At 74.8% G+C, this 22,662-nt stretch carries 24 protein-coding genes; 11 read left to right on the forward strand and 13 right to left on the reverse strand.

Translation table 11 applies throughout. The features are described 5' to 3' along the window. The first annotated feature begins 22 nt into the window (after positions 1–22). On the forward strand, positions 23–523 hold the full coding sequence (locus tag FHU28_RS14280; protein ID WP_184684407.1) for a metallophosphoesterase family protein: 501 nt from the start codon (positions 23–25) through the stop codon (positions 521–523). Between the two features lie 4 nt (positions 524–527). On the opposite strand, the gene FHU28_RS14285 is transcribed toward FHU28_RS14280, so the two are convergent. Beyond that, complete coding sequence (locus FHU28_RS14285) at positions 528–752, reverse strand: DUF3072 domain-containing protein (RefSeq protein WP_013474820.1); 225 nt, start codon at positions 750–752, stop codon at positions 528–530. Between the two features lie 101 nt (positions 753–853). Here FHU28_RS14285 and FHU28_RS14290 point away from each other — a divergent pair, with 101 nt between their 5' ends. Continuing rightward, a complete protein-coding gene (locus tag FHU28_RS14290; RefSeq protein ID WP_184689519.1) occupies positions 854–1,792 on the forward strand; it encodes an NAD(P)/FAD-dependent oxidoreductase in 939 nt (312 codons plus the stop codon). A gap of 26 nt (positions 1,793–1,818) precedes the next feature. On the opposite strand, the gene FHU28_RS14295 is transcribed toward FHU28_RS14290, so the two are convergent. The 3 genes from FHU28_RS14295 to FHU28_RS14305 all read right to left on the reverse strand — a co-directional run bounded on the left by FHU28_RS14295 (position 1,819) and on the right by FHU28_RS14305 (position 6,051). Then, a complete protein-coding gene (locus FHU28_RS14295) occupies positions 1,819–3,108 on the reverse strand; it encodes a cation:proton antiporter (protein ID WP_184684416.1) in 1,290 nt (429 codons plus the stop codon). Between the two features lie 99 nt (positions 3,109–3,207). Then, entirely contained in the window at positions 3,208–3,885 is a 678-nt protein-coding gene (locus FHU28_RS14300; RefSeq protein WP_184684418.1) for an HAD family hydrolase, read from the reverse strand. A gap of 9 nt (positions 3,886–3,894) precedes the next feature. After that, a complete protein-coding gene (locus FHU28_RS14305; RefSeq protein WP_184684420.1) occupies positions 3,895–6,051 on the reverse strand; it encodes an ATP-binding SpoIIE family protein phosphatase in 2,157 nt (718 codons plus the stop codon). 200 nt (positions 6,052–6,251) lie between these two features. On the opposite strand from FHU28_RS14305, the gene FHU28_RS14310 reads away from it, so the two are divergent. After that, a complete protein-coding gene (locus FHU28_RS14310; protein ID WP_184684422.1) occupies positions 6,252–7,112 on the forward strand; it encodes a mechanosensitive ion channel family protein in 861 nt (286 codons plus the stop codon). Between the two features lie 96 nt (positions 7,113–7,208). Here FHU28_RS14310 and FHU28_RS14315 read toward each other — a convergent pair whose 3' ends face one another. Then, complete coding sequence (locus FHU28_RS14315; RefSeq protein WP_184684424.1) at positions 7,209–7,571, reverse strand: DUF6401 family natural product biosynthesis protein; 363 nt, start codon at positions 7,569–7,571, stop codon at positions 7,209–7,211. A gap of 162 nt (positions 7,572–7,733) precedes the next feature. On the opposite strand from FHU28_RS14315, the gene FHU28_RS14320 reads away from it, so the two are divergent. Beyond that, positions 7,734–8,180: a hypothetical protein gene (locus FHU28_RS14320; RefSeq protein ID WP_073827579.1), complete on the forward strand. Its 447-nt coding sequence runs from the start codon at positions 7,734–7,736 to the stop codon at positions 8,178–8,180. A gap of 1 nt (position 8,181) precedes the next feature. Here FHU28_RS14320 and FHU28_RS14325 read toward each other — a convergent pair whose 3' ends face one another. The 5 genes from FHU28_RS14325 to FHU28_RS14345 form a co-directional block, all read right to left on the reverse strand. Next, a complete protein-coding gene (locus tag FHU28_RS14325; protein WP_073827580.1) occupies positions 8,182–8,394 on the reverse strand; it encodes a hypothetical protein in 213 nt (70 codons plus the stop codon). 164 nt (positions 8,395–8,558) lie between these two features. Continuing rightward, positions 8,559–8,822: a hypothetical protein gene (locus FHU28_RS14330; RefSeq protein ID WP_184684426.1), complete on the reverse strand. Its 264-nt coding sequence runs from the start codon at positions 8,820–8,822 to the stop codon at positions 8,559–8,561. 100 nt (positions 8,823–8,922) lie between these two features. Next, entirely contained in the window at positions 8,923–9,384 is a 462-nt protein-coding gene (locus FHU28_RS14335; protein WP_184684428.1) for an SRPBCC family protein, read from the reverse strand. A gap of 56 nt (positions 9,385–9,440) precedes the next feature. Next, a complete protein-coding gene (locus tag FHU28_RS14340) occupies positions 9,441–9,857 on the reverse strand; it encodes a DUF2795 domain-containing protein (protein WP_184684430.1) in 417 nt (138 codons plus the stop codon). A gap of 57 nt (positions 9,858–9,914) precedes the next feature. Further along, positions 9,915–10,967, reverse strand: coding sequence for a YihY/virulence factor BrkB family protein (locus FHU28_RS14345; protein ID WP_184684432.1), 1,053 nt, complete (start codon positions 10,965–10,967; stop codon positions 9,915–9,917). Positions 10,968–11,107: 140 nt separating this feature from the next. On the opposite strand from FHU28_RS14345, the gene FHU28_RS14350 reads away from it, so the two are divergent. Beyond that, a complete protein-coding gene (locus FHU28_RS14350) occupies positions 11,108–11,512 on the forward strand; it encodes a ChaB family protein (RefSeq protein WP_073827585.1) in 405 nt (134 codons plus the stop codon). Positions 11,513–11,572: 60 nt separating this feature from the next. Here FHU28_RS14350 and FHU28_RS14355 read toward each other — a convergent pair whose 3' ends face one another. Then, entirely contained in the window at positions 11,573–13,006 is a 1,434-nt protein-coding gene (locus FHU28_RS14355) for an aldehyde dehydrogenase family protein (RefSeq protein ID WP_184684434.1), read from the reverse strand. 72 nt (positions 13,007–13,078) lie between these two features. On the opposite strand from FHU28_RS14355, the gene FHU28_RS14360 reads away from it, so the two are divergent. Further along, complete coding sequence (locus tag FHU28_RS14360) at positions 13,079–14,671, forward strand: phytoene desaturase family protein (RefSeq protein WP_184684436.1); 1,593 nt, start codon at positions 13,079–13,081, stop codon at positions 14,669–14,671. Positions 14,672–15,110: 439 nt separating this feature from the next. Here the strand turns inward: FHU28_RS14360 and FHU28_RS14365 are convergent, their stop codons facing one another. Together FHU28_RS14365 and FHU28_RS14370 are read right to left on the reverse strand one after the other, a co-directional pair. Continuing rightward, complete coding sequence (locus FHU28_RS14365; protein WP_184684438.1) at positions 15,111–15,878, reverse strand: polyprenol monophosphomannose synthase; 768 nt, start codon at positions 15,876–15,878, stop codon at positions 15,111–15,113. A gap of 92 nt (positions 15,879–15,970) precedes the next feature. Continuing rightward, positions 15,971–16,417 (reverse strand): SRPBCC family protein, encoded by a 447-nt coding sequence (locus FHU28_RS14370; RefSeq protein ID WP_184684440.1) that lies wholly within the window; start codon positions 16,415–16,417, stop codon positions 15,971–15,973. 182 nt (positions 16,418–16,599) lie between these two features. Between FHU28_RS14370 and FHU28_RS14375 the strand changes: the two genes are divergently transcribed. From FHU28_RS14375 to FHU28_RS14395, 5 genes are read left to right on the forward strand one after another with little or no spacing between them, the layout of a single operon-like run. After that, positions 16,600–18,264 (forward strand): HAD-IIIA family hydrolase, encoded by a 1,665-nt coding sequence (locus tag FHU28_RS14375; RefSeq protein WP_376700767.1) that lies wholly within the window; start codon positions 16,600–16,602, stop codon positions 18,262–18,264. Beyond that, positions 18,261–19,235, forward strand: a complete 975-nt coding sequence (locus tag FHU28_RS14380; RefSeq protein WP_184684442.1) for a glycosyltransferase — start codon at positions 18,261–18,263, stop codon at positions 19,233–19,235. Before FHU28_RS14375 ends, FHU28_RS14380 begins: the two co-directional genes overlap by 4 nt. Continuing rightward, positions 19,220–20,437, forward strand: coding sequence for a glycosyltransferase (locus tag FHU28_RS14385; RefSeq protein ID WP_184684444.1), 1,218 nt, complete (start codon positions 19,220–19,222; stop codon positions 20,435–20,437). The genes FHU28_RS14380 and FHU28_RS14385 overlap by 16 nt, the downstream gene beginning before the upstream one ends. Next, the gene (locus tag FHU28_RS14390) at positions 20,437–21,129 is read left to right on the forward strand and encodes a D-sedoheptulose-7-phosphate isomerase (protein ID WP_184684446.1); all 693 of its coding nucleotides are present in this window, start codon (positions 20,437–20,439) and stop codon (positions 21,127–21,129) included. Before FHU28_RS14385 ends, FHU28_RS14390 begins: the two co-directional genes overlap by 1 nt. Then, entirely contained in the window at positions 21,126–22,622 is a 1,497-nt protein-coding gene (locus tag FHU28_RS14395; RefSeq protein WP_184684448.1) for a PfkB family carbohydrate kinase, read from the forward strand. The genes FHU28_RS14390 and FHU28_RS14395 overlap by 4 nt, the downstream gene beginning before the upstream one ends. Positions 22,623–22,662: the final 40 nt, after the last annotated feature.

Here is a 22,662-nt window from a genome sequence, read left to right on the forward strand (position 1 = left end):
GCGGGTGGGGGAGGATGAGGGGGTGGATCTCGTGATCATGGCGGACACGCATGTGCCGAAGCGGGCGCGGGATCTGCCCGCGCCGCTGTGGGCGGCGGTGGAGGCCGCAGACGTGGTGGTGCACGCCGGGGACTGGGTGGACGTGGCGCTGCTGGACGCGCTGGAGGCGCGGTCGCGTCGGCTGATCGGCGTGTACGGCAACAACGACGGGCCGCCGCTGCGCGCCCGGCTGCCCGAGGCGGCCCGGGTCGAGCTGGACGGCCTGCGGGTCGCCGTGGTGCACGAGACCGGCCCGAAGACCCGCCGCGAGGAGCGCTGCGCCGCCGCGTACGGCGACTGCGACCTGCTCGTCTTCGGGCACTCGCACATCCCCTGGGACAGCGTCGCCCCGGGCGGCCTGCGGCTGCTCAACCCCGGCTCACCGACCGACCGGCGGGCGCAGCCGCACGCCACGTACCTGACCGCGCGGGTGGCGGCGGGGCGGCTCGACCGGGTCGAGCTGCACCGCCTGCCCCCGCGCTGACCGCTCAGCGGCCCCGGCCGGTCTCCGCCTGCAACTCGTCGATCCGCCGGGACGCCTCGGCCTTGGTCAGGCCCTCCGGCACCGGCTCGCCCGCCTCCTGGGCCAGCGTGTGCAGGTACGACTCCTGGGCGGCGGTGGGCGGCTCGTCGCCGGTGACCCAGTCGTCCGGGTCCTTGACGGCGGCGTCCGGGTTCACGTTCCTGCCGTTGGTGTTGGCGCGGTCGGCCATGCTCATCACCTCTCCTCGAACAGGTGTTCCACTACCCTCGGCCCGCCGGGTTCATGCCGGCCGCCGCCTACGATCACCTGGTGACGGCGGACCGGGTGGGCGTGGTGGTGGTCGGCGCAGGCATCGCCGGAGTGGCCTGCGCGACCGAGTTGGCGCGGGCCGGGATCCCGGTACGGCTGCGCGAGCGCGCCCGGGTCACCGGCGGGCGGATGGCCAGCAGGCGTTTCGACGGCCGCCCCGCCGACCTGGGCGCCGCGTACTTCACGGTCGACGACCCGGACTTCGCCGCCGTGGTGGACCGGTGGCGGGCGGCCGGGCTGGCGCGGGAGTGGACCGACACGCTCGTCGCGTACGGGCCGCGCGGCCGCGAGCAGGTCAGCGGCCCGATGCGCTGGGCCGCCCCGCGCGGGCTGCGCTCGCTCGTCGAACATCTGGCCGGCGACCTGCCGGTGACCCACGACCGGCTGGTGATGAGCGTCGAGCCGGGCCCCCGGGTGGACGGCGCCGAGGCCGAGGCGGTCGTGCTCGCCATGCCCGGCCCGCAGGCCGCGCTGCTGCTGGACCCGGCTCTGGCCGAGGCGACCCGGGCGGTTGCCGCGCAGCGGTGGTCGCCCGCGTTGACCGGGGTGCTGCACTTCCCGGCCCGCCGCTGGGCGGACTTCCGGGGCGCGTTCGTCAACGACCACCCCGTGCTCAGCCTGGTCTGCGACGACGGCGACCGGCGCGGAGACGGCGCGCCGGTGCTCGTCGCGCACACCACCGCCGGGTTCGCCGCCGGGCACCTGCTCCAGCCCACCGGGGCCCGGGAGGCCGTCGAGCAGGCGGTCCGCGACCTGCTGGGGCTGCCCGAGCCGGCGCTGTCGACCCACGTGCACCGCTGGACGTACGCCACGCCGGCGGCCCGCGCCGACGGCGCGACCTTCCACCTGGACGACGACGGGATCGGCCTGGCCGGCGACGCGTTCGGCCGCCCGCGCGTGCAGACCGCCTGGCGCTCCGGCCGGGATCTCGGCCGCGCGCTCGCCGCCCGGCTGGCCTGAGGCGCGCCGGCCCGGGCCCGGGGCGTTCAGCCCGTGGCGCCGACCGGTTGCGCCGCCCGCCCGGCCTCGGCGCCCTCGCCGGTGCGCTGGCCCGCCCGGTCGAGCAGCTGCATGACAGGGGTCGCGGCGATGCCGTGCGCCACCACCGACACCACCACCACGAGACCGACAGTGGCCCAGACCAGATCCGCCTGCGGGAAGTCGGTCTTGCTGGTGGCGTACGCCAGGTAGTAGAACGAGCCGACGCCGCGGATGCCGAACAGCGAGATCACCCAGTGCTCGGCCGGCTTGCCGCGCGCACCGCGCAGCGACAGCCACCCGGCCAGCGGCCGGATCACCAGCACCAGGGCCAGTCCGGCCAGCGCCGCCGGCCAGGTGAGCGGGGCGAGCAGCCCACCGATCACCGCGCCGCCGAACAGCAGCAGCAACAGCACTGTGAGCAGCCGCTCCACCTGCTCGGCGAAGTCGTGCAGCACGGAGTGGAACTCGTGGGTGCGCTCGGCGGCGCGGATCGCGCGGGCGGCCACGAACACGGCCAGGAATCCGTACCCGCCGATCACCTCGACCAGCCCGTACGCGAGGAACGTCGCGGCCAGCGCGAGGAACCCCTCGGAGTGCCGGGCCAGCTGCAGCTTGCTCGGGGCGCGGAAGAACAGCTTGCCGAGCAGCCAGCCGACGAGCAGCCCGCCGCCCACCCCGGCGGCGAGCTTGTAGAACACGTCCACCGCGAACCACTCGGCGAGCCAGCCGGACGGCGCGAGACCTGTGGTGGCGATCGCGATGGCCGCGTACACGAACGGGAAGGCCAGCCCGTCGTTGAGGCCCGCCTCGGAGGTGAGCGCGAAGCGCACCTCGTCCTCCGAGTCCTCCACATCGGTCGGTTCCCCCACCTGCACGTCGGAGGCGAGGACCGGGTCGGTGGGGGCGAGCGCCGCCCCGAGCAGCAGCGCCGCGGCCGGCACCAGGCCGGCCCACCACCAGCCGAGCAGCGCCACCGCGGCGATGCACAACGGCATGGCGATGGCCAGCAGCCGCCAGGTCGTCGACCAGCGGGCCCAGCTCAACGGGCGGTCGATCTTCAGGCCGGCGCCCATGAGGGCGACGATCACCCCGACCTCGGTGAGGTGGGTGGTCAGCTCCGGCCAGCGCAGCGGGTCCGGTGTGGGCAGACCGGTGGGCAGCAGGAAGACGAGCATGCCGAGCCCGAGGAACGCGATGGGCATCGACAGTGGCCGTCTCTCCAGCACCCGGGGGAGCACCCCGGCCAGCAGCGCACCGACGCCCAGCAGAGCGAACGCGACATCGACCGGTTCCACGGCACCACCCTTCCGACGCCCGTCGCCCGGGCGGTGGAGTCCAGCAGTGCCCCGAAGCGGGCCCGGCTATGCCTGCGCGTGCCCGCCGGTTGAGGCCGGTCAGCCGAGCGACGCGATGGCGCTGTCCGACAGGGCGTCCAGCAGCGCGGCCGGGTCGTCGTACACCGCCACCGCGCCCGCGCCGGCCAGCTCCGCGCGGCTGGTGCCGCCGCAGGTCAGCCCGATGCAGGGGATGTCAAGCTTGCCGGCGGCGGCGACGTCCCAGACGGAGTCACCGACGAACACCACCCGCTCGGCGGCCAGTCCCGACTGCTCCAGCGCGGCGACCAGGATGTCCGGCGCCGGCTTGCTCTCCTGCGCGTCCGCCGACGAGGTGACCGAGTCGATCACGTCGTCCACGTCCAGCGCGGCCCGCAGCGCGGTCACCTCGTGCTCGGCGGCCGAGGTCGCGAGCACCACCCGCAGCCCGCGCTCCGCGCAGGCGCGCAGCAGCTCCCGCGCCCCGGGCAGCGGCGTGAGCCGCTCCCAGTACTCGCCGTAGAGCGCGTCGTGCGCGTCGCGCAGCCGGCCGTCGGCGTCCCGGTCGCGCTCCGCGCCGAGCAGATGGTCGAGGAGCTTGTCCGAGCCCATGCCGATGGACCTGTGGATCCGCGCCATCGGCACCCGGTGGTCGGCCTGGCGCAGCGCCTCCCACCAGCTCACCGTGTGCAGGTACGTCGTGTCGACCAGGGTGCCGTCCACGTCGAAGAGGACACCGCGGCGCTTGTCGTCGGTCATGGTCGGCTCCTACCTGGCCGGGGCGTCGCCGACGCGCGACCCGTCCGACGGAATGAGGATCTCGAACCACACAGTCGAGCCGCGTACGGTCGGGTCGGTGCCCCAGGCGTCGCTCAGCTCCTCGATCAGGCCGAGCCCGCGGCCCCGGCTGCTGAGCGTGTCGGTCTGGGCACGGGTGACCTGACCCCGGGTGCCCGAGTCGGCCACGGACACCAGCAGCCGCTCCGCGGACAGGTCCACCTCGACCCGGGCGGCGGTGCCGGCGTGCAGCAGCGCGTTCGTGGTCAGCTCGCTCGTGCACAGCACCGCCGCGCCGATCACCGCCTCGGGCACCTGCCACTCGGTGAGCTGCGCGGTCATCCAGTGCCGGACCCGGCTCGGCGCGGTCGGCTCGGCCGGCACCTCCATGCTCGCCGACCGGCTCGGCCGGACCGCGTACTCCACCGCGAGCACCGCCACGTCGTCCTCGGTGGCGCCCGGCACCGCGGCGGTCGCGACCGCGCACAGCGCACGCGGGTCCCCGCTGGTCGCCCCGGTGACCGCCGCGCCCAGTCCGGCCAGCCCGGCGGCCAGGTCCTGCCAGCGCCGCTCCACCACGCCGTCGCTGTAGAGCAGCAGGGTGTCGCCGGGGTGGAACGCCACGCTCGCGGTACGCGCGCGCCCGCCGAGACCCAGCGGCGGCGCGGGCGGCACCTGGACGAACTCGGCGACCGCCGGCGCGCCGGGCCCGGCGCGGCGGATCAGTGGCGCGGGATGCCCGGCGCTGGCGAGCGTGACCCGCTCCCGGTCCGCCTCGACCACGCCGAACACCACCGTGACGAACAGTTCCTGCGTGCCGCCCTCCACGCCGAGGCTGGCCACCAGCCGGTCCAGGCCGTCGAGCACCGCGTCCGGGCGGGGGTCGACCAGGGCGAGCGCGCGCAGCGCGGCGCGCACCTGACCCATCCGGGCGGCGGCCTGCACGTCGTGCCCGGCCACGTCGCCGAGCACCACCCCGAGCGCCCCGGTGGGCAGCAGGAACGCGTCGTAGAAGTCGCCGCCGGCGGCGTTGCCGTCCACGCCCGGGTCGTACCGGGCGGCGATGCGCAGCCGGGGCAGGTCCGGCAGCCGCTCCGGCAGCATGCTGCGTTGCAGCATCTGGGCGGTGCCGTGCTGGGTCTCGAAGCGGCGGGCCCGCTCGGCGGCCTGGCCGACCAGCTCCGCCGACGCGGCGAGCAGCGCCCGTTCCGCGGGGGACCAGGGACGCGGCTCCCGGTAACCGATGGTGAGCGAGCCACGGACCACAGTCGTGCGCAGCGGCAGCGCCGCGAGCGCGCGGATCTTCTCGTCGTGCCGGTCCGCCGCGACGCCGCGCAGCGGCTGGCCGTCGGCGATGAACGAGGCCACGCCGCTGCGCGCGGACACCACCGCCGGCAGCGCCGACTCGGCGGACATCCGCCGCCACAGCGGGGGCAGCCGCTCGTCGGCCTCGTCGAGGAGTTCGCCGCGGATGCGGCGGACCAGCCGCCAGGCGCTGCCCTCGTCCACCGCGAACGACACCCGGTCCGCGTCGAAGGAGTGCAGGCAGTAGCGCAGTGTCACCCGGGCCACGTCGTCCAGGGTGAGCGTGCCGGACAGCGCCGCCGCGAAGTCGCTCAGGCTCTGCAACTGCTGGGTCAGCTGGGTGGTCTGCGCCGAGACCGTGAGCACGCCGACGATGCGGCCGGCGGAGTCGCGTACCGCGCAGTGCCCACGGGTGAAGACGGCCGGCTCGGCCGGGCCCTGCCGGTCGGCGGGCAGCACCGCCTCCCGCTGCAGGAACGGCTCACCGTGCCGGTAGACGCGCTCCAGCGCCTCCCCGGCGCCGGGGTCGCGCCACACCTCGGCGAACGCCTCGACCGCCGGCCGGCCCAGCGCGTCCGGGTGCCGGTCGCCGATCAGCTCGGCGTACCCGTCGTTGTAGAAGACGACGAGGTCGTCGCCGAGGAGCAGCGCCATCGGCACCGGGGAGGCGAGCACCACGTCCATCACGGCGCGTACCGCCGGATCCCAGCTCTGCGGGGCGCCCAGCGCCGTGCCGGCCCACGGATGACCGGTCTGCGCGGACGGCCCGTGGACGACGGGATCGGCGGGCGCTCCCGGTGCGGGGGCGGACGGTGTGGGAACCCGACCGACGGTGCCTGGCATGACCGCAGCCTAACCGGAGCGTGGCGGGCTGGTTCCGATCATGCGTTCGTGGCGGGTCCCGGATTGCGGCTGCGTGGACGTTCGGGCAGGTCAGGGCCGGTTCGATCACCCATGTCGGGAAATTGGCCCGGTCCGGCCCGGAGTGCTGCCCTGGTCACCGGGTATGCGGGCGGCGCAGTTCACGCGACAGGAGGGACATCATGCCGAAAACCCTCGCGGTCGGGCAGGTCGACATCGGTGCGGCCTGGACCGACTTCTGGAGGTCGGTGCTGCTCTTCGTACCGCGGGCGATCGCGTTCATCGCGATTCTCGTCGTGGGTTGGCTCATCGCCCGAGCCGTACTCAAAATCGTGGACGCGGCACTGGAACGGGTGGGGTTCGACCGCGCCGTGGAACGCGGCGGCATCAAACGAGCCCTGGAACGCACCAAGTACGACGCCAGCGACATCCTGGCCAAACTGGCCTACTACGCGGTCCTGCTGTTCACCCTGCAGTTCGCCTTCGGGGTATGGGGACCGAACGCGATCAGCGACCTGATCCGCGGGGTGGTGTCCTGGCTTCCGCGAGCCTTCGTGGCGATCGTGATCGTGGTGATCGCCGCCGCCATCGCCAACGCTGTCCGGGACCTGGTCTCCGGCGCGCTCGGCGGGCTCTCGTACGGCCGGGTGCTGGCCGACGTGACGGCGATCTTCATCCTGGCGCTCGGCGTGATCGCCGCGCTGAACCAGGTGGGTATCGCCACCACGGTGACCACACCGGTGCTCGTGGCCTTCCTCGCCACCGTGGCCGGCATCCTGATCGTCGGTGTCGGTGGTGGTCTGATCAAGCCGATGCAGGACCGCTGGGACGGGTGGCTGCACCGGGCCGCGGAGGAGTCCCGGGCGTTCCGGGAGCAGCGGCAGGCGCAGCAGGCCGGCCGGGGCGACTACGAACGCAAGATGGCCGACCGGGGCGGGCAACCGACGCCGGCCGCGCCGCAGTCGTCGATGTCGGGCGCGGGCACGTACCGCTCCGGCGAGATGGGCGACGAGACGCAACAGTTCCGCCGGCCGGGAGGCTGACGGCAACGGGTGACGGGGTGTCCGCGGGGTGATCGCGGGCGCCCCGAAGCCGTGTCCGGAGCAGGCCGGCCGTCGAGGTCAGGCCGGGTGTACGGGTCAGGCCAGGTGACGCGGGTCGAGTGTGCGCGCCAGCAGGCAGACCGCCAGGAGGCGGGTGAGCACCCAGTCCGGCGCGGACCAGTCCACCGGCTCGGCCGGCGGCGTCCAGCCGTGCTCCGCCGCCGCGTCGCGCAGCCCTTCGGCGTATCCGGCGAGCGCCGCCACGGTCAGCGGGTGGCGGTCGCCGTCGAGGCTGTCGCGTACCCCCGCGGCGTGCTGGTCGACCTCGGCGAGCAGCCCGGGGTTCGCGTGGGCCGCGGCGAGGCCGGCGGTGCCGACGGCGGCGGTCAGCGTGGTGAGGGTCGACCGCGCGGCCACTGCCGCGGAGCGGGTCGCGACCCGGTTGTTCGGCACGCGCATGGTGTCCGAGGCTAACGCCGCCCGGCGCGGGCCGACCTCGGCCGACCGGCGGACTGCCGGGTCGTCCGGGGGACCGGCCACCCCGTCCGCGGGGATTGAGTCGCCCGTGCGGGGGCAGAAGTCCGGCACGAGGACCACGCAGCAGGCCCACGGAGGCACATCATGGGACACCAGGCCGACGGACCGGACCGGGCACACCGGCGCCCGGAGGGAGTGAGTGACGCCACGGTCGAGGCGCTCGGCAAGCTCAGCGAGGCCCTGGAGTGCGTCGAACGGGCACGTGGGCACCTCTACGAGCTGCACCAGCTGATCGGCCACGCCGACCTGATGCTCGACGACGCCGTGGAGATGTTCCGTTCCGCCGGGCACCCGGCCCTGGCCGAGCGCATCGACCGGGAGCTGCTCGGACGCAACGTCATCGCCGGGCGGTGGACGTTCCAGATCGTCGAGGACTTCGACGACGGGTACTACGCGCTCTTCCGGGAGCTGGACCGGCAGGCCCGCGACGAGCTGGTCGAGGGACGGCGGCACCTCTACGAGGCGGAGATGAAGGAACGCCGCCGCAGCCGGGGGGTGCCGGGGCACGAGGCGCGTCCCGGCACGAGCTGACTCAGTCGGAGGGGCGGGCGTCGGCCGGGCGGCGGCGCGCGCCGTCGTCGGCGATGATCACGGTGGCGACCATCAGCGCCACCACCAGGCTGAACAGCCAGGAGCTGTCCTCGGTGAACCGGGCGGAGACCGGAGCCTGGATCGCGGCGAGCAGGAAGCCCAGCCAGGCGAGCTTGCGCTGACGGTTGGAGAGGAAACCGGAGCCCTGTTGCATTCCGAAAGTCTTGCGCGCGACAGGGGGAGTGCCGTCAGCCGTTCGGCCGATTCTGGATGGGCTGTCCGTTTTCCTGCCTGTCCGTACCGCACTTTTTGTCATATCGGCCGAGCATGAATCCGGCGGCTACGGGCATCGGCGCGGGTGCCCGCAGCCGCCCGGGATCACATGCTGTCCGGGCCGGTCCGCCCGATCGTCGACGGCCGGTACGCCCGGTCCGCATCGGTCATCTCGCGCCGCTCAGCCTCCGGACCGGCGCCCCGGTCCACCGCCTCCGGGCCGTGGCCGAACGCGGCCTCCTCGCCGGCGTCGTTGGCCGTGACGTCGTCGCCCTGGCCGTCCATCGCCGACCGGGCGACGGCCTTGTCCAACTCGTGCAGGGGAGTACGGTCCTCGTCGCGCCACACGTGGCGGTCGTTGTCGGTCATTCCCCTGCCGTACCCGGACCGGATGATCGCAAACGGCCGGGCACGGCGATGGCCGCCGACAGTGCCGGCGGCCATCGAGGCTCGGGTAGGGGGAGGTGGCTCAGGGGACGGGCCGGTCGACCGAACCGCGCCAGGCGCCCGTCTCCTGGCCGCGCCGCTCGATGAAATGCTTGAACCGCTCCAGGTCGCCCTTGGCGCGCCGGTCGACCACGCCGAGCTTGTCGCCGGCCTTCTCGACCGCGCCGTGCGGCTCGAACTCCATCTGCAGCGTGACCCGGGTGTGCCCCTCGTCGAGGCGGTGGAAGGTCACCACACCGGCCTGCTGGGTGCCGCCGGTGGAGCGCCAGGCCACCCGCTCGTCCGGCAACTGCTCGGTGATCTCGGCGTCGAACTCGCGCTTCACGCCCGCGATCTCGACGGTCCAGTGGGTCATCGTGTCCGAGAGCTGCCGGACCTCCTGCACGCCCTCCATGAAGTGCGGGAACTCCTCGAACTGGGTCCACTGGTCGTACGCGGTCCGGATCGGGACGTCCACGTCCACATGCTCGGTAACACCACTCATGTCGGGGTTCCTCCTGTTCCGCTGGTACGTCTCGCGCGGGCCGTGGGCCGCCCCGCTCACCAGCGCGTCGTCTCGTTCTTGTGCCCGAGCGCGGCCCACACCTCGGAGATCGTGCGGTAACGGGTGCCCTCGGGCAGGGTCTCCAGGGCGGCGACGAGATCCGCCGGCGCCTCGTTCTCCCGCGCGTTGGCCAGCAGCGTCTCCCGGTCACCGGGCAGGGCCGTCATGGTGATGAACCGTCCCAGCCGGCTGCGCGCCTCGACGTCCTCGGAGCTCATGCCCTGCGGCGTGCCGCTGCGCAGCTCCCCGGCCGGGGCCGTGGTGGCCTCCGGCTGGTCCTCGCCGGCCGGCTCGGGGATCCGGAACTCCTCGGCCCGCGAACCGCCGGTCCCGGCGCTCTGGACGAGCCCGCTGACCTCGCTGCTCATCTGGTCGTCGACCCTGGGCGAGTGCTTGCTGCTGCCACGTTCCATGCCTTGGGAGATGCCCGGGGGAACCGCCGGTAAACCGGCGCCGGCCGGGGGAGCCGGTCATCCGGGCGGCAACCGGTCGGCCGTCTTCTCCCCGCCTGACTTCTCCCCGTCGGTCTTGTCCGCGTCGGTCTTGTCCGTGTCGGCCGGGGCGCGCGGCGGCAGCACCGGGTCGTCCGGCTCCTCGACCCCGGCCTGCATCACCCTCCCGCGTTGCAGCTCGGCGTTCACCTGCACGCCGAGCATCAGCGCGCAGTTGGACAGGTAGAGCCAGACCAGGAACGCGATGACCGCGCCGAGACTGCCGTAGGTGACGTCGTACGAGCCGAAGTTGGCCACGTACAGGCCGAAGCCGAAGGACGCGAGCACCCAGGCCACGAGCGCCAGCGCGCCGCCCGGGGTGAGCCAGCGGAACCGCGGCTGCCGGACGTTCGGCGCGATCCAGAACAGCAGCGACAGCAGCGTCATCGCGACCACGGCGAGCAGCGGCCACTTCGCCACCGACCACGTGGTGCGGGCCACCGCCCCGGCGTGCAGCAGGTCGCCCACCGCGTCGGTGACCGGGCCGCTGACGATCAGCCCGGTGGCCACCACGGCGAGCAGCACGATCGTCACCGCGGCCATGCCGATCTGCAACGGGCGCAGCCGGTAGAACGGCCGGCCCTCCCGCACCCCGTAGATCGCGTTGGAGGCGCGGGTGAACGCGCCGATGAACCCGGAGGCGGACCAGAGCGCGCCGAGCAGACCGAAGCTCAGCAGCACCTTCGCCGAGCCCTGCTGCTCCACGACGTTGCGTACCACGCCCACGAACGCGTCGTTGCCGACCACCGAGCCGGCGCCGATCTCCCGGGCCAGGTCGATCACCGTGTCGACGGTGCGCGGGCCGTCGGAGACCAGGCCGACCAGCGCCACCACCACGATCGTGGACGGGAACAGCGCGAGCACCCCGTAGTAGGTGAGCGCCGCCGCCCAGTCGGCGCAGTTGTCAGTGACGAAACCCTTGCCGCTGCGCACCAGCACGCCCCGCCAGGTGCGCCAGTTCAGCTGCCGGATCCGGCGGGGGAGACGGGACCGCGTCCGGCCGCCGACCGCCTGTGGTGCCGTCACGGTCATGTCCGCCTCCTTCACCGCCCCGCCGCCGGGCGTGGCCGGGCGATACCCCCAGGGGGAAATCGACAAACCGGGGCGTCGGTTTGCCCGCCGGGCGGCAGGGAACCAGGCAAGACAGACGATCGAGACTCCAGGAGGACGAGATGCCCGGGCGCGAGGTACTGCCCAGCACGCTGCGGCGCTCGCCGGCGAAGGCGCAGCGGACCTGGGAGAAGACGCACGACTCGGCGGTCGAGACCTACGGCGAGGGGGAGCGGGCGCACCGCACCGCCTTCGCCGCGGTCAAGCACGAGTTCGAGAAGGTGGGCGACCACTGGGAGCCAAAGGGCCGCAAGGGCCCCAGCGACAAGCAGGCCGAAGGCGGCGGCCCGGCCCGGCGCGCGAACACGGCCGGCGGGGTGGACGCCAACGCCACCAAGGACCACCTCATGGAGGTGGCGAAGAAACTGGACGTGCGCGGCCGGTCCCGGATGACCAAGCCGGAACTGGTCAAGGCGATCGAGAAGGCCAACAACAACGCGACCCGCAAGGCCCGCGGCGGTCGCTGACCCCTCGGGGTACGCGTCGAGCCCGGGACCGCCTCGGTCCCGGGCTCGCTTCGTGCCGGCTCACCAGTGGCCGCGGCCCGGCGCCTCCAGGTGCACCACCTTCACGGTGCTGAACTCGTCCAGCAGCTCCGGGCCGTACCCGAAGCCGTGGCCGCTGCCCCGGCGCGGCTGCGCGGCGCCGCCCGGCGCCCCGCCGAAGACCGCGTTCACCTTGACGGTGCCCACCGGCAGCTCCCGCCAGGCGCGCTGGGCGTGGCTCATCGAGCCGGTCAGCACGGTGGCGGCCAGGCCGTACGGGGAGTCGGCCGCACAGCGCAGCCCTTCGCTGAACGAGTCGACCACCACCACCGGGGCGACCGGCCCGAACGTCTCCTCGCGGACCAGAGCCATGTCGTGGCGGCAGCCCTCGATCACTGTGGCCGGATAGAACGCGCCCGGCCCCTCCGGCAGCGTGCCCCCGGCGCGTACCCGGGCGCCGGCGGCCACCGCGGCGGTGACCTGCCCGTGCACGTGGTCCCGGTGCCGCCGGTCGACAAGCGGGCCGAGCTGCGTGCCCGGGTCACGGCCGGGGCCGACGGTGAGGGCCTCGGCGCGCGCCACGAGCGCGTCGGTGAAGCCGTCGGCGACATCCCGGTGCACGTAGATCCGCTCGACCGCCACGCAGATCTGACCGGCGTTGGCGAAGCAACCGAGCGCCGCCTGCTCGGCCGCCCAGAGCGGGTCGACGTCCGCGTCCACCACCAGCGGGTCGCTGCCGCCGTTCTCCAGCAACACCTTAGCGCCGGTCCGCGCGCCCGCCGCGGCGATCGCCCGGCCGGTGGCTGTGGAACCGACGTGGGCGACGACGTCGACGTCCTGCCCGGACAGCGCGGCGCCCACCTCGCCGCCGCCGGTGAGCAGCGACAGCACCCCGGCCGGCAACGCCGAGTCCAGCGCCCGGGCCAGCAGCCAGCCGGTCGCCGGGGTCCGCTCGCTCGGCTTGTGCAGCACCACGTTGCCGGTGACCAGTGCCGCGCCGAGCAGGCCGCAGGACACCGCCACCGGATCGTTCCACGGGGTGATGGCGGCGACCACGCCGCGCGGCTCGGGGGCCATGAAGTCCAGCGCGTCGTGTCCGCCGTGCAGCGTCCGGCCGCCCCGCACCGGCGCCAGCTCGGCGTACTGTCGCAGCGTGCCGATGCCCGCCGCCACCCCGCCCCGCGCGTCGTCGAGGGGCTTGCCCATCTCCGCGGTGGTGGCCTGGGCCAGGTCCTCGGCCGCCGCCTCGACGGCGTCCGCCGCCCGGTGCAGCGCCGCGGCCCGGTCCGCGGGCGCGGCCGCCGCCCATTCCGCCGCTACGCCCCGGGCCGCCTCCACCGCCTTGGCCACCTCGTCGGCAGTCGCCACCGGCGCCCGGCTCACCGGCGACCCGTCCGCCGGATCGTGGACGACGAGTTCGCCACCCTCGCCGCCGGCGCCCCACACTCCACCTATGAGCTGCGCAACCGTGTACATGCGGCCGTGCTTGCCCCGGCCTGGGCGGGGCAAACGCGTTTCGCCCGGTGACCGGCCGGGTAGGCGGATCCGATGACCTCCACCGCCGACGCCGTCGTCATCGGAGCCGGGCACAACGGCCTGGTGGCCGCGAACCTGCTGGTGGACGCCGGCTGGGACGTCACGGTCCTGGAGGCCACCGAGGCGCCCGGCGGGGCCGTGCGGTCCGCGTACGTGACAGCGCCCGGTTACCTCAGCGACCTGTACAGCTCGTTCTACCCGCTCGGTTACGCGTCCCCCGTCCTGGACGGGCTGGACCTGGAACGGCACGGCCTGTCCTGGACGCACGCCCCGGACGTGCTGGCGCACCTGCTCCCGGACGGGCGGGCCGCGGTGGTCAACCGCGACCTGGACACCACAGCCGCGTCGATGGAGGCGTTCGCGCCCGGCGACGGGGAGCGCTGGCGGCACGCGTACGCCGACTGGCGTCAGGTCGCCGAGCCGATGCTGCAGACCATCACCACCCCGTTCCCGCCGGTACGCGGCGGGCTCGGCCTGTTGCGGCAGCTCCGGATCGGCGGCGCGCTCCGGCTCGCCCGCCGCCTCGTGCTGCCGGTACGCAAGCTCGGCGCGGAGCTGTTCGAGGGCGAGGGCGGGCCCGTGCTGCTGGCCGGCTGCGCCCTGCACACCGACCTGTCCCCGGAGGAGGCCGGCTCCGGGGTGTACGGCTGGCTGCTCGCCATGCTCGGCCAGCAGGTGGGCTGGCCGGTGCCGGTCGGCGGCGCGCAGCGGATCACCGACGCGCTGGTGGCCCGGCTGGTCGAGCGGGGCGGGCGGATCGAGTACAGCGCCCGGGTCGAGCGGGTGCTCACCGCCCGGGGCCGCGCGATGGGCGTACGCACCGCCGGGGGAACCGACTGGCGGGCGCGCCGCGCGGTGCTCGCCGACGTGCCCGCGCCTGCGCTCTTCCTCGACCTGGTCGGCGCGGCGGCGCTGCCGCCCCGGATGGTCGAGGACCTGGCGCACTTCAAGTGGGACGGCTCCACGCTCAAGGTCGACTGGGCGTTGTCCACGCCGGTGCCGTGGAAGAACCGGGAACTGGCCGGCGCCGGCACCGTGCACCTGGGCGCCGACATGGACGGCCTGACCACGTACGCGGCCGAGCTGGCCCGCGGCGAGCTGCCCCGGGACCCGTTCCTGCTGGTGGGGCAGATGTCGGTGGCCGACCCGAGCCACTCCCCGCCGGGCACCGAGTCGCTCTGGTCCTACACGCACCTGCCGTTCCGGCGGGACTGGCGGGCCGAGGACGTGGCGGGGCACGTGGAGCGGATGGAGGAGGTGCTGGAGGCGGCGGCACCCGGATTCCGGGCGTCGGTCGTCGGGCGGCACGTGGCCGGCCCGGCCGACCTGGAGGCCGCCCAGCCCAGCCTGGTGGGCGGCGCGCTCGGCGGTGGCACTGCTGCCGCGTACCAGCAGTTGTTCCTGCGGCCGATCCCCGGCCTGGGCCGCGCCGACACCCCGGTGGACCGGCTCTACCTGGCCAGCGCCTCCGCCCACCCCGGCGGCGGCGTCCACGGCGCGCCGGGGGCGAACGCGGCACGGGCCGCGCTGGCCCGCGATCGGGCCGTCACCGGCGCGGTGTACGCCCGCACGATCGCCGCCGCCCACCGCGCCGTCTACCGCTGACCACCCCCGCACCCGTTTCGGCTGACCACCTGGTCCGCGAACTGCGGAACACCGGCAGAACGGTTCACCGGAAGCTCGTCACCGCCGGCCGTGTCGGCGCGTCCCGCCATCTCGGGTCTCGGCAAGCGAGATGGGCAGCCCACATCTCGGGAGTCAGCGTAGATCCGGTCGCCACTTCTCCGATGTGGTGGCAACGAAGTGCCCCGGATTCAGCCACTTCGCCGGGCTGGCGAACCGGGCCACCACCACGGCGAAGTGGTGGCAACGGAGCGCCCGGCATCCAGCCAGCTCCCCGACCTGGCGGGCCACCCTGCTCAAGGCGGTGCTGCGCCGATGGCGGCAGAGCAAAGGGCGCAGCGGGGGATGTGGCAGAGCGAGCGCGCCCTCACGCGCGGTGACAGTTGCGCAGCGTGAGGGCGCGTTGCGGCGTGCGGGTAGGTCAGGAGTCGATGTTGCGGTGCCGGCTGCGCAGCTTGAACGGCATCAACGCGCTCTCGATCTTCGTGGCGGTGGTCATCTTCGAGTCGCCGTCACGGCGCTCCTCGAAGCGGATCGGCACCTCCAGGATGGTGTGTCCCAGCTTGGTGGCGAGGTAGTGCATCTCCACCTGGAAGCTGTAGCCGTTCGACTGGACCCGGTCCAGCCCGATCTCGCGCAGCGCCTCGGCCCGCCAGATCTTGAACCCGGCGGTCAGGTCACGGATGCGCACCCGCAGCAGCGTGTGCACGTACAGGTTGGCCCAGCCGCTGAGCGCGCGCCGGTAGAGCGGCCAGTTCTCGTCCAGCTCACCGCCGGGCACGTACCGCGAGCCGATGACCACCGAAGCCTGCGTGGAGAGCAGCGCGCCGAGCATGCCGGGCAGCGCCTCCGGCGGGTGCGACAGGTCGGCGTCCATCTGGGCGACGAAGTCCGCGCCGTCGTCGAGCGCCCGGCCGATGCCGTCCACGTACGCCCGGCCGAGACCCTCCTTGCCCGGGCGGTGCACCACCGTCACCCGCTCCGGGTGCTCGATGGCCAGCTTGTCGGCGACCTCACCGGTGCCGTCCGGGGAGTTGTCGTCCGCGACCAGCACCTTCAACCCCGGCAGAGGCAACGCGAGGAGGCGCTCGACCAGCACCGGGAGGTTGCCCGCCTCGTTGTAGGTCGGAACGACGACGGTCAGGCGCGCATCCCCCCACGGGGAGGGCAACTGCACGGGTTCGATCATCACGGACATCCTCGGTCAGCCGACAGGTTCACCTGAGAGGGTATCCAGTGGGCCGCGCGTCGGCCGCACAGACGCCCCGCCCGAGGGATCGATCACCGCTCCGGCTTCTGCCGCGTCGCGATGTCGGACAGCCGGGCCAGCGTCTCCCGGTTGCGCAGATGCAGCACCAGGTCGTTGAGCTTGGTCCGGACCCACCGCAGCGGCCCGGCGGCGAAGTCCTCGCCGAGGGTCACCCGGGTCCGGCCGTCCTCCAGCGGTTCCAGGGCGAACGCCACGATCGCCTCGCCGGCCGGCCACAACCCGGCGCGCAGCACGAGCCGGTGCGGCGCCTGGCACTCCAGCACGGTGGACTTGTCCTGGAGCGAGAACGGCCAGGGCCCGGCCCGATGGTGCAGATTGCTGCCGACGCGGGGCCACGCGTCGTCCACGTCCCGCACGTGCGCGGTGCCCACCACCCAGTCGCTGTACGTCCACCCGTCCGCGAGCACCTCGAAGACCTGCTCCGGGGGCGCGTCGATCACCTTCTCCACAACCGCCATCACCAACCGGTACCCCGGCGCGGGCCGCCGCTAACGGCGATGCGGGTTAGCTTCTCGGGGGCGGCGGGTAACGCCGGACCGGGCCGGTCGTGGCACGCGTGCGCCGGCCGTGCGGCACCGGCGGGGCGCGCCTGGCGCCGACGTCGACGTTTACTCCTCGGGGGCTCGGGAACCCGCCGCCCGTGCGACGGGACCAGGAGCGGGATCAGTGCAGGTCAGCCCGGGTTGACCCGGGTGCTGACCGGTTCCCGTCCGGCCTGTACGACGCGGTGCTGCTGGACCGGGACGGCACGCTGGTCGAGGACGTGCCGTACAACGGCGATCCGGAGAAGGTACGGCCGGTGCCGGGTGCTCGGGAGGCGCTGGACCGCTTGCGGGCGGCCGGGTTGCGGCTCGCCGTCGTCACGAACCAGTCCGGCCTGGCCCGCGGCTACTTCACCGCGGACGAGCTGCGCCTGGTCAACGCCCGGGTGGAGGAGCTGCTCGGGCCCTTCGACCACTGGGCGATCTGCCCGCACGCGGAAGCCGACGGGTGCGCCTGCCGCAAGCCCGCGCCCGGCCTCGTGCACGAGGCCGCTGCCGCGCTCGGCACCACACCCACCCGGTGCGTGCTGATCGGGGACATCGGCGCGGACACGGCTGCCGCCGCCGCTGCGGGGGCCGCCGCGATCATGGTGCCCACGCCGGCCACCCGGGCCGCCGAGGTGGCCGCCGCGCCGACAGTCGCCGCCGACCTGCCGGACGCGGTGAGCACCGTGCTGGCAAGGATGCGCCTGACGGCCGCGCCGGAACGCGCGCGCCGCAGCCGCCGGGGCACTGTCCTCGTCGTGCGCAGCGACGCCGCCGGGGACGTGCTGGTGACCGGTCCGGGCATCCGCGCGGTAGCGTCCGGGGCCGAGCGGGTGGTGCTGCTGTGCGGGCCACGCGGCCGGGCCGCAGCCGAACTGCTGCCCGGCGTGGACGAGATCATCGAAGCGCCGCTGCCCTGGATCGACGCGCCCGCCCCACCCGTCGACCCCGCCGCCATGCGCGCGCTCACCGACCGGCTCGCCACGGTACGCGTCGACGAAGCGGTCGTGTTCACCTCCTTCCACCAGTCACCCCTGCCCCTGGCGCTGCTGCTGCGCCTGGCCGGCGTGCCCCGGATCAGCGCCATCAGCGACGACTACCCCGGCAGCCTCCTCGACGTCCGCCACCGCGTCCCCGCCGGCGTACCCGAACCCGAACGCGCCCTGTCCCTCGCCGCCGCCGCCGGCTACGCGCTGCCCGACCACGACGAACCCGCCCTGCGCATCCGCACCGACCGCCTTCCGCCGCCCGCGGCCGAGGCCGGGGCGGCCGGCTACGTGGTGCTGCACCCCGGATCCTCGGTGGAGACCCGCGCCTGCCCGGAGGAACTGGCCACCCGCGTGGTCCGGGTGCTCGGCGCGGCCGGTCACCGGGTGGTGGTCACCGGCGGGCCGGACGAGCGAGGGCTGACCGCGCGGGTCGCCGCGGCGGGCGGCGTCGACCTGGGCGGGCGCACCGGGCTGGCGGAGCTGGCCGCGGTGGTCGCCGGAGCCGGCGCGCTGGTGGTCGGCAACACCGGGCCCGCGCACCTGGCCGCGGCGCTCGGCGTGCCGGTGGTGAGCCTGTTCGCGCCGACGGTGCCGTTCGGACAGTGGGGGCCCTACCGGGTGCCGACCGTGCGCCTCGGTGACGCGGCGGCGCCCTGCCGGGACACCCGCGCCACCGTCTGCCCGGTCCCCGGGCACCCGTGCCTGTCGGCGGTCGAGCCGGGCCGGGTGCTGGAGGCGTTGCGGCTGCTCGGCGTGCCGGCGCCGGTCCCGGGCGGGGTGGTCGGATGAACATCCTGCTGTGGCACGTGCACGGCTCCTGGACGACGTCCTTCGTGCACGGCAAGCACCGCTACCTCGTGCCGGTGACCCCCGACCGGGGCCCCTACGGCCTCGGCCGGGCGCGCACCTACCCGTGGCCGGACAGCGCCGTCGAGGTCACTCCCGAGGCTCTGCGGGACACCGACGTCGACCTGGTCGTCCTCCAGCGCCCCGAGGAGCTCGACCTGGCCGCCGAGTGGCTCGGCCGCCGTCCCGGCCGCGACCTTCCGGCGATCTACGTCGAGCACAACACGCCGAAAGGCGACGTGCCGAACACCCGGCACCCGATGGCCGACCGCGACGACCTGCTCCTGACGCACGTCACGGCCTTCAACGAGCTGTTCTGGGACAACGGGACGACCCGCACCACAGTGGTCGACCACGGCGTCGTACCGCCCGCCGTCGAATGGACCGGGAAGCTCGACCGCCTCGCCGTCGTCATCAACGAGCCGGTACGCCGCTGGCGGATCACCGGCACCGACCTTCTCGCCCGGTTCGCCGCCGTCGCCCCGCTCGACGTCTACGGCATGAAGGTGGCCGGCCTCGCCGCCCACCTCGGGCTGCCCGAGGACCGGCTGACCAGCCACGACGACGTACCGCAGCACGCCATGCACGCCGAACTCGCCAAACGGCGCGCCTACCTGCACCTGTGCCGCTGGACCTCACTCGGCCTCAGCCTCGTCGAGGCCATGACCATGGGCATGCCCGTGGTGGCGCTGGCCACCACGGAAGCGGTGGAAGCCGTACCGCCGGAGGCGGGCGCGCTCTCCACCCGGGTCGACACGCTCGTCGACGCCGCCCGTGGCCTGCTGGACGACCCGGAGTCCGCCCGCCGGGCGGGCGCCGCGGCGCGGGCCGCCGCCCGGAGCCGCTACGGCCTGGAGCGTTTCCTCGCCGACTGGGACCGGCTGCTGGAGGAGGAAGTATGCGCATCGCGATGATCTCGGAGCACGCCAGCCCGCTCGCCGTCCTCGGCGGCGAGGACGCCGGTGGCCAGAACACGCATGTCGCGGAGCTCTCCGCCGCGCTCGCGGCCGCCGGTCACGACGTCCGGGTCTACACCCGGCTCGACGCGGTGGACCTGCCGGTGAGCGTCCGCGCCCCGGACGGGTACGAGGTGGTGCACGTACCGGCCGGGCCGGCCGAGCCGGTGGCCAAGGACGACCTGCTGCCGTACATGCCGGCGTTCGGGGACTGGCTGGCCGACCGGTGGCGCGCCGGCGACTGGCAGCCCGAGGTGGTGCACGCGCACTTCTGGATGAGCGGGCTGGCCGGGCTCGCCGCGGCCCGCCGCGCGGGCGTGCCGGTGGTGCAGACCTACCACGCGCTCGGTACCGTCAAGCGCCGCCACCAGGGCGTGCAGGACACCAGCCCGCCGGGCCGGGTCGAGCACGAGCGGAAGCTGGGCCGCTCGGTGGACCGGGTGGTCGCCCAGTGCCAGGACGAGGTCGCCGAGCTGGTCCGGATGGGTGTGCCCCGCTCCCGGATGACAGTCGTGGCGTCGGGGGTGAACCTGTCCACGTTCTCCCCGCTCGGCCCGGTCGCCGACCGTGACGGCGGCCGGGCCCGCATCCTCACCGTCGGCCGGCTGGTCGAGCGCAAGGGCTTCCAGGACGTCATCCGGGCCGTCGCCGAGGTGCCGGACGCGGAGTGCGTCGTGGTCGGCGGCCCGCCGGCCGGGCTGCTGGAGACCGACCCGTACGCGTTGCGCCTGCGGACGCTGGCCCGCTCCCTCGGCGTCGCCGACCGGGTACGGCTGGTCGGCGCGGTGCCCCGGGAGGAGATGGGCCGCTGGTACCGGTCGGCGGACGTGCTCGTCGCCGCCCCCTGGTACGAGCCGTTCGGGCTCACCCCGCTGGAAGCGATGGCGTGCGGCGTACCGGTGGTCGGAACCGCCGTCGGCGGGCTCATCGACACGGTGGTGCCCGGCCGCACCGGCGACCTGGTGCCGGCCCGCGATCCGGCCGCCCTCGCCGCGGCGATCCGGGGCCTGCTCGGCGACCGGATCCGCCGGTTCGCCTACGCCACCGCGGCGCTGGAGCGGGCCCGCACCCGCTACTCGTGGGCCACCGCCGCGGACCGCCTCACCGAGCTGTACGGCGAGGTAACCACCGTCGGCCGCCCCACCCGGGTGGTCGCCTGATGGCGGCGACCCCGCCGGCCGCCGGCGGCACGCTGCTGGAGGACCACCTGGCGCTGCTGGCCGCCGCGCTGCTGCCGCTGCGGGAGTCGGAGCGGATGCTGGCCCGCTGGGGTGAGGAACTGGCGCACCGGCTCGCCGCCGGCGGGCGGCTGCTGGTGGCCGGCAACGGCGGCAGCGCCGCCGAAGCCCAACACCTCACCGCCGAACTCGTCGGCAAACTCCGCCATGACCGCCAACCCCTGTCCGCCATCGCCCTGCACGCCGAAACCAGCGCCCTCACCGCCATCGCCAACGACTACGGGTACGACGAAACCTTCGCCCGACAGGTCCGCGCCCACGGCCGACCCGACGACATCCTCCTACTCCTCACCACCAGCGGCACCAGCACCAACCTCCTCACCGCCGCCCACGCCGCCCACCAGACCGGCCTGCGCTGCTGGGCCTTCACCGGCCCCGCACCCAACCCCCTCGCCGACCTCTGCCACGAGCACCTGGCGATCGACTCGCCGGACGGGCAGGTGGTGCAGGAACTGCACCTGGTGGCCTCGCACGTGCTCTGCGAGTACATGGAACGGGCGCTGCCCGCGGCGCTCGCCGCCCCGGCGCCGGCCGAACCGGTGCGTACCGGCGTCGAGGTGGTGCTCGGCGACCCGGACCCGGCGGCGCCCGCCGGACCGGGAGGCCGGGCATGACGGGGCCGGTGGTGGTGCTCGGCGACACGCTGCTGGACCGCGACGTCGAAGGTCTGGTGAACCGGCTCTGCCCGGATTCCCCGGTGCCGGTGCTGGACGAGACGTCCTCCGTCGACCGTCCCGGGGGCGCCGGCCTGGCCGCGGTCTTCGCCGCCGCCCAGGGCGCCGAGGTCGCGCTGGTCACCGCCGTGGCCGACGACGCCGGCGGGGCCCGGCTCGGCACGCTGCTCGCCGCCGCGGGGGTGCGGTTGTACGCGCTGCCGCTGGCCGGCGCCACACCGGAGAAGGTCCGGCTGCGGGTACGGGGCCGGGTGCTGCTGCGCCACGACCGGGGCGGGGCGGCCGGCGTGCCCGGTCAGCCGAGCGACGCCGTGCTGCGGCTGATCGCCGGCGCGTCCGCCGTGCTGGTGAGCGACTACGGCCGGGGCGTGGCCGGGCATCCCGCGCTGCGCGCCGCGCTGGCCGCCACCCGGGCGCCCGTGGTCTGGGACCCGCATCCGCGCGGCCCGGCCGCCGTGCCCGGGGTGCACCTGGCCACCCCGAACGAGCCGGAGGCCCGCGACCTGGCGAAAACGCCGCCGGGCGGGTCCCGCCTGGCCGCCGCGTCCCGCAGCGCGCAGGCGCTGCGCCGCCGCTGGCAGGCGCGCGCGGTCGCGGTGACGCTCGGCGGGGACGGCGCGCTGCTCTGTCACGCCGGATCCACGCCCCTGGTGGTGCCGGCGCCACCGGCCGAGGGGGACACCTGCGGGGCGGGGGACCGGTTCGCGTCCACGGCGACGCTGGCCCTGGCCCGGGGCGCGCTGGTCTCCGAGGCGGTGCAGGAGGCGGTGGCGGAGGCGTCCGCGTACGTGGCCGGGGGTGGGGTGGCCAGCGCGCTGCCGGCCCCGGTACGGGCGGTGGCCCCGGCGGTGGTCACCGGCGGCAGCGACCGGATCGGCGCCGGGGCGGCCGGTGAGGTGGTGGCCCGGGTACGCGCGGCCGGCGGCACCGTGGTGGCCACCGGCGGCTGCTTCGACCTGCTGCACGCCGGGCATGTGGCGACGCTCCAGGCGGCCCGGCAACTCGGCGACTGCCTGGTGGTCTGCCTCAACTCCGACGCCAGCGTGTCCGGGCTGAAGGGACCGGAGCGCCCGGTCGTGCCGCAGGGCGACCGAGGGCGGCTGCTCGCCGCGCTCGGCTGCGTCGACGCGGTGCTGATCTTCGACGAGCCGACCCCGGAGGCGGCGATGTCCTGGCTGCGCCCGGACATCTGGGTCAAGGGCGGCGACTACGCCAGCGGCGGCGGCGCGGAGACGCTGCCCGAGTCGGAGATCCTGGCCCGCTGGGGCGGGCACACGGTGGTCGTGCCGTACCTCGACGGGCGCTCGACCACCGACATGATCGCGGCGGCGCGGGCGGGGCGGGGCAGCGCCGGCTGGCCGGCCGCGACGGTCGACCCGGCGGAGGCCGTCGCGCAGACGGTGGTCCGGTCCACGGCGAAGGGAGCACGATGAACGAGCGACGCATCCGTTCCGGCGCGGTCGCGCGGGCGGC

The sequence above is a fragment of the Micromonospora echinospora genome (assembly GCF_014203425.1).
Taxonomy (GTDB): domain Bacteria; phylum Actinomycetota; class Actinomycetes; order Mycobacteriales; family Micromonosporaceae; genus Micromonospora; species Micromonospora echinospora_A.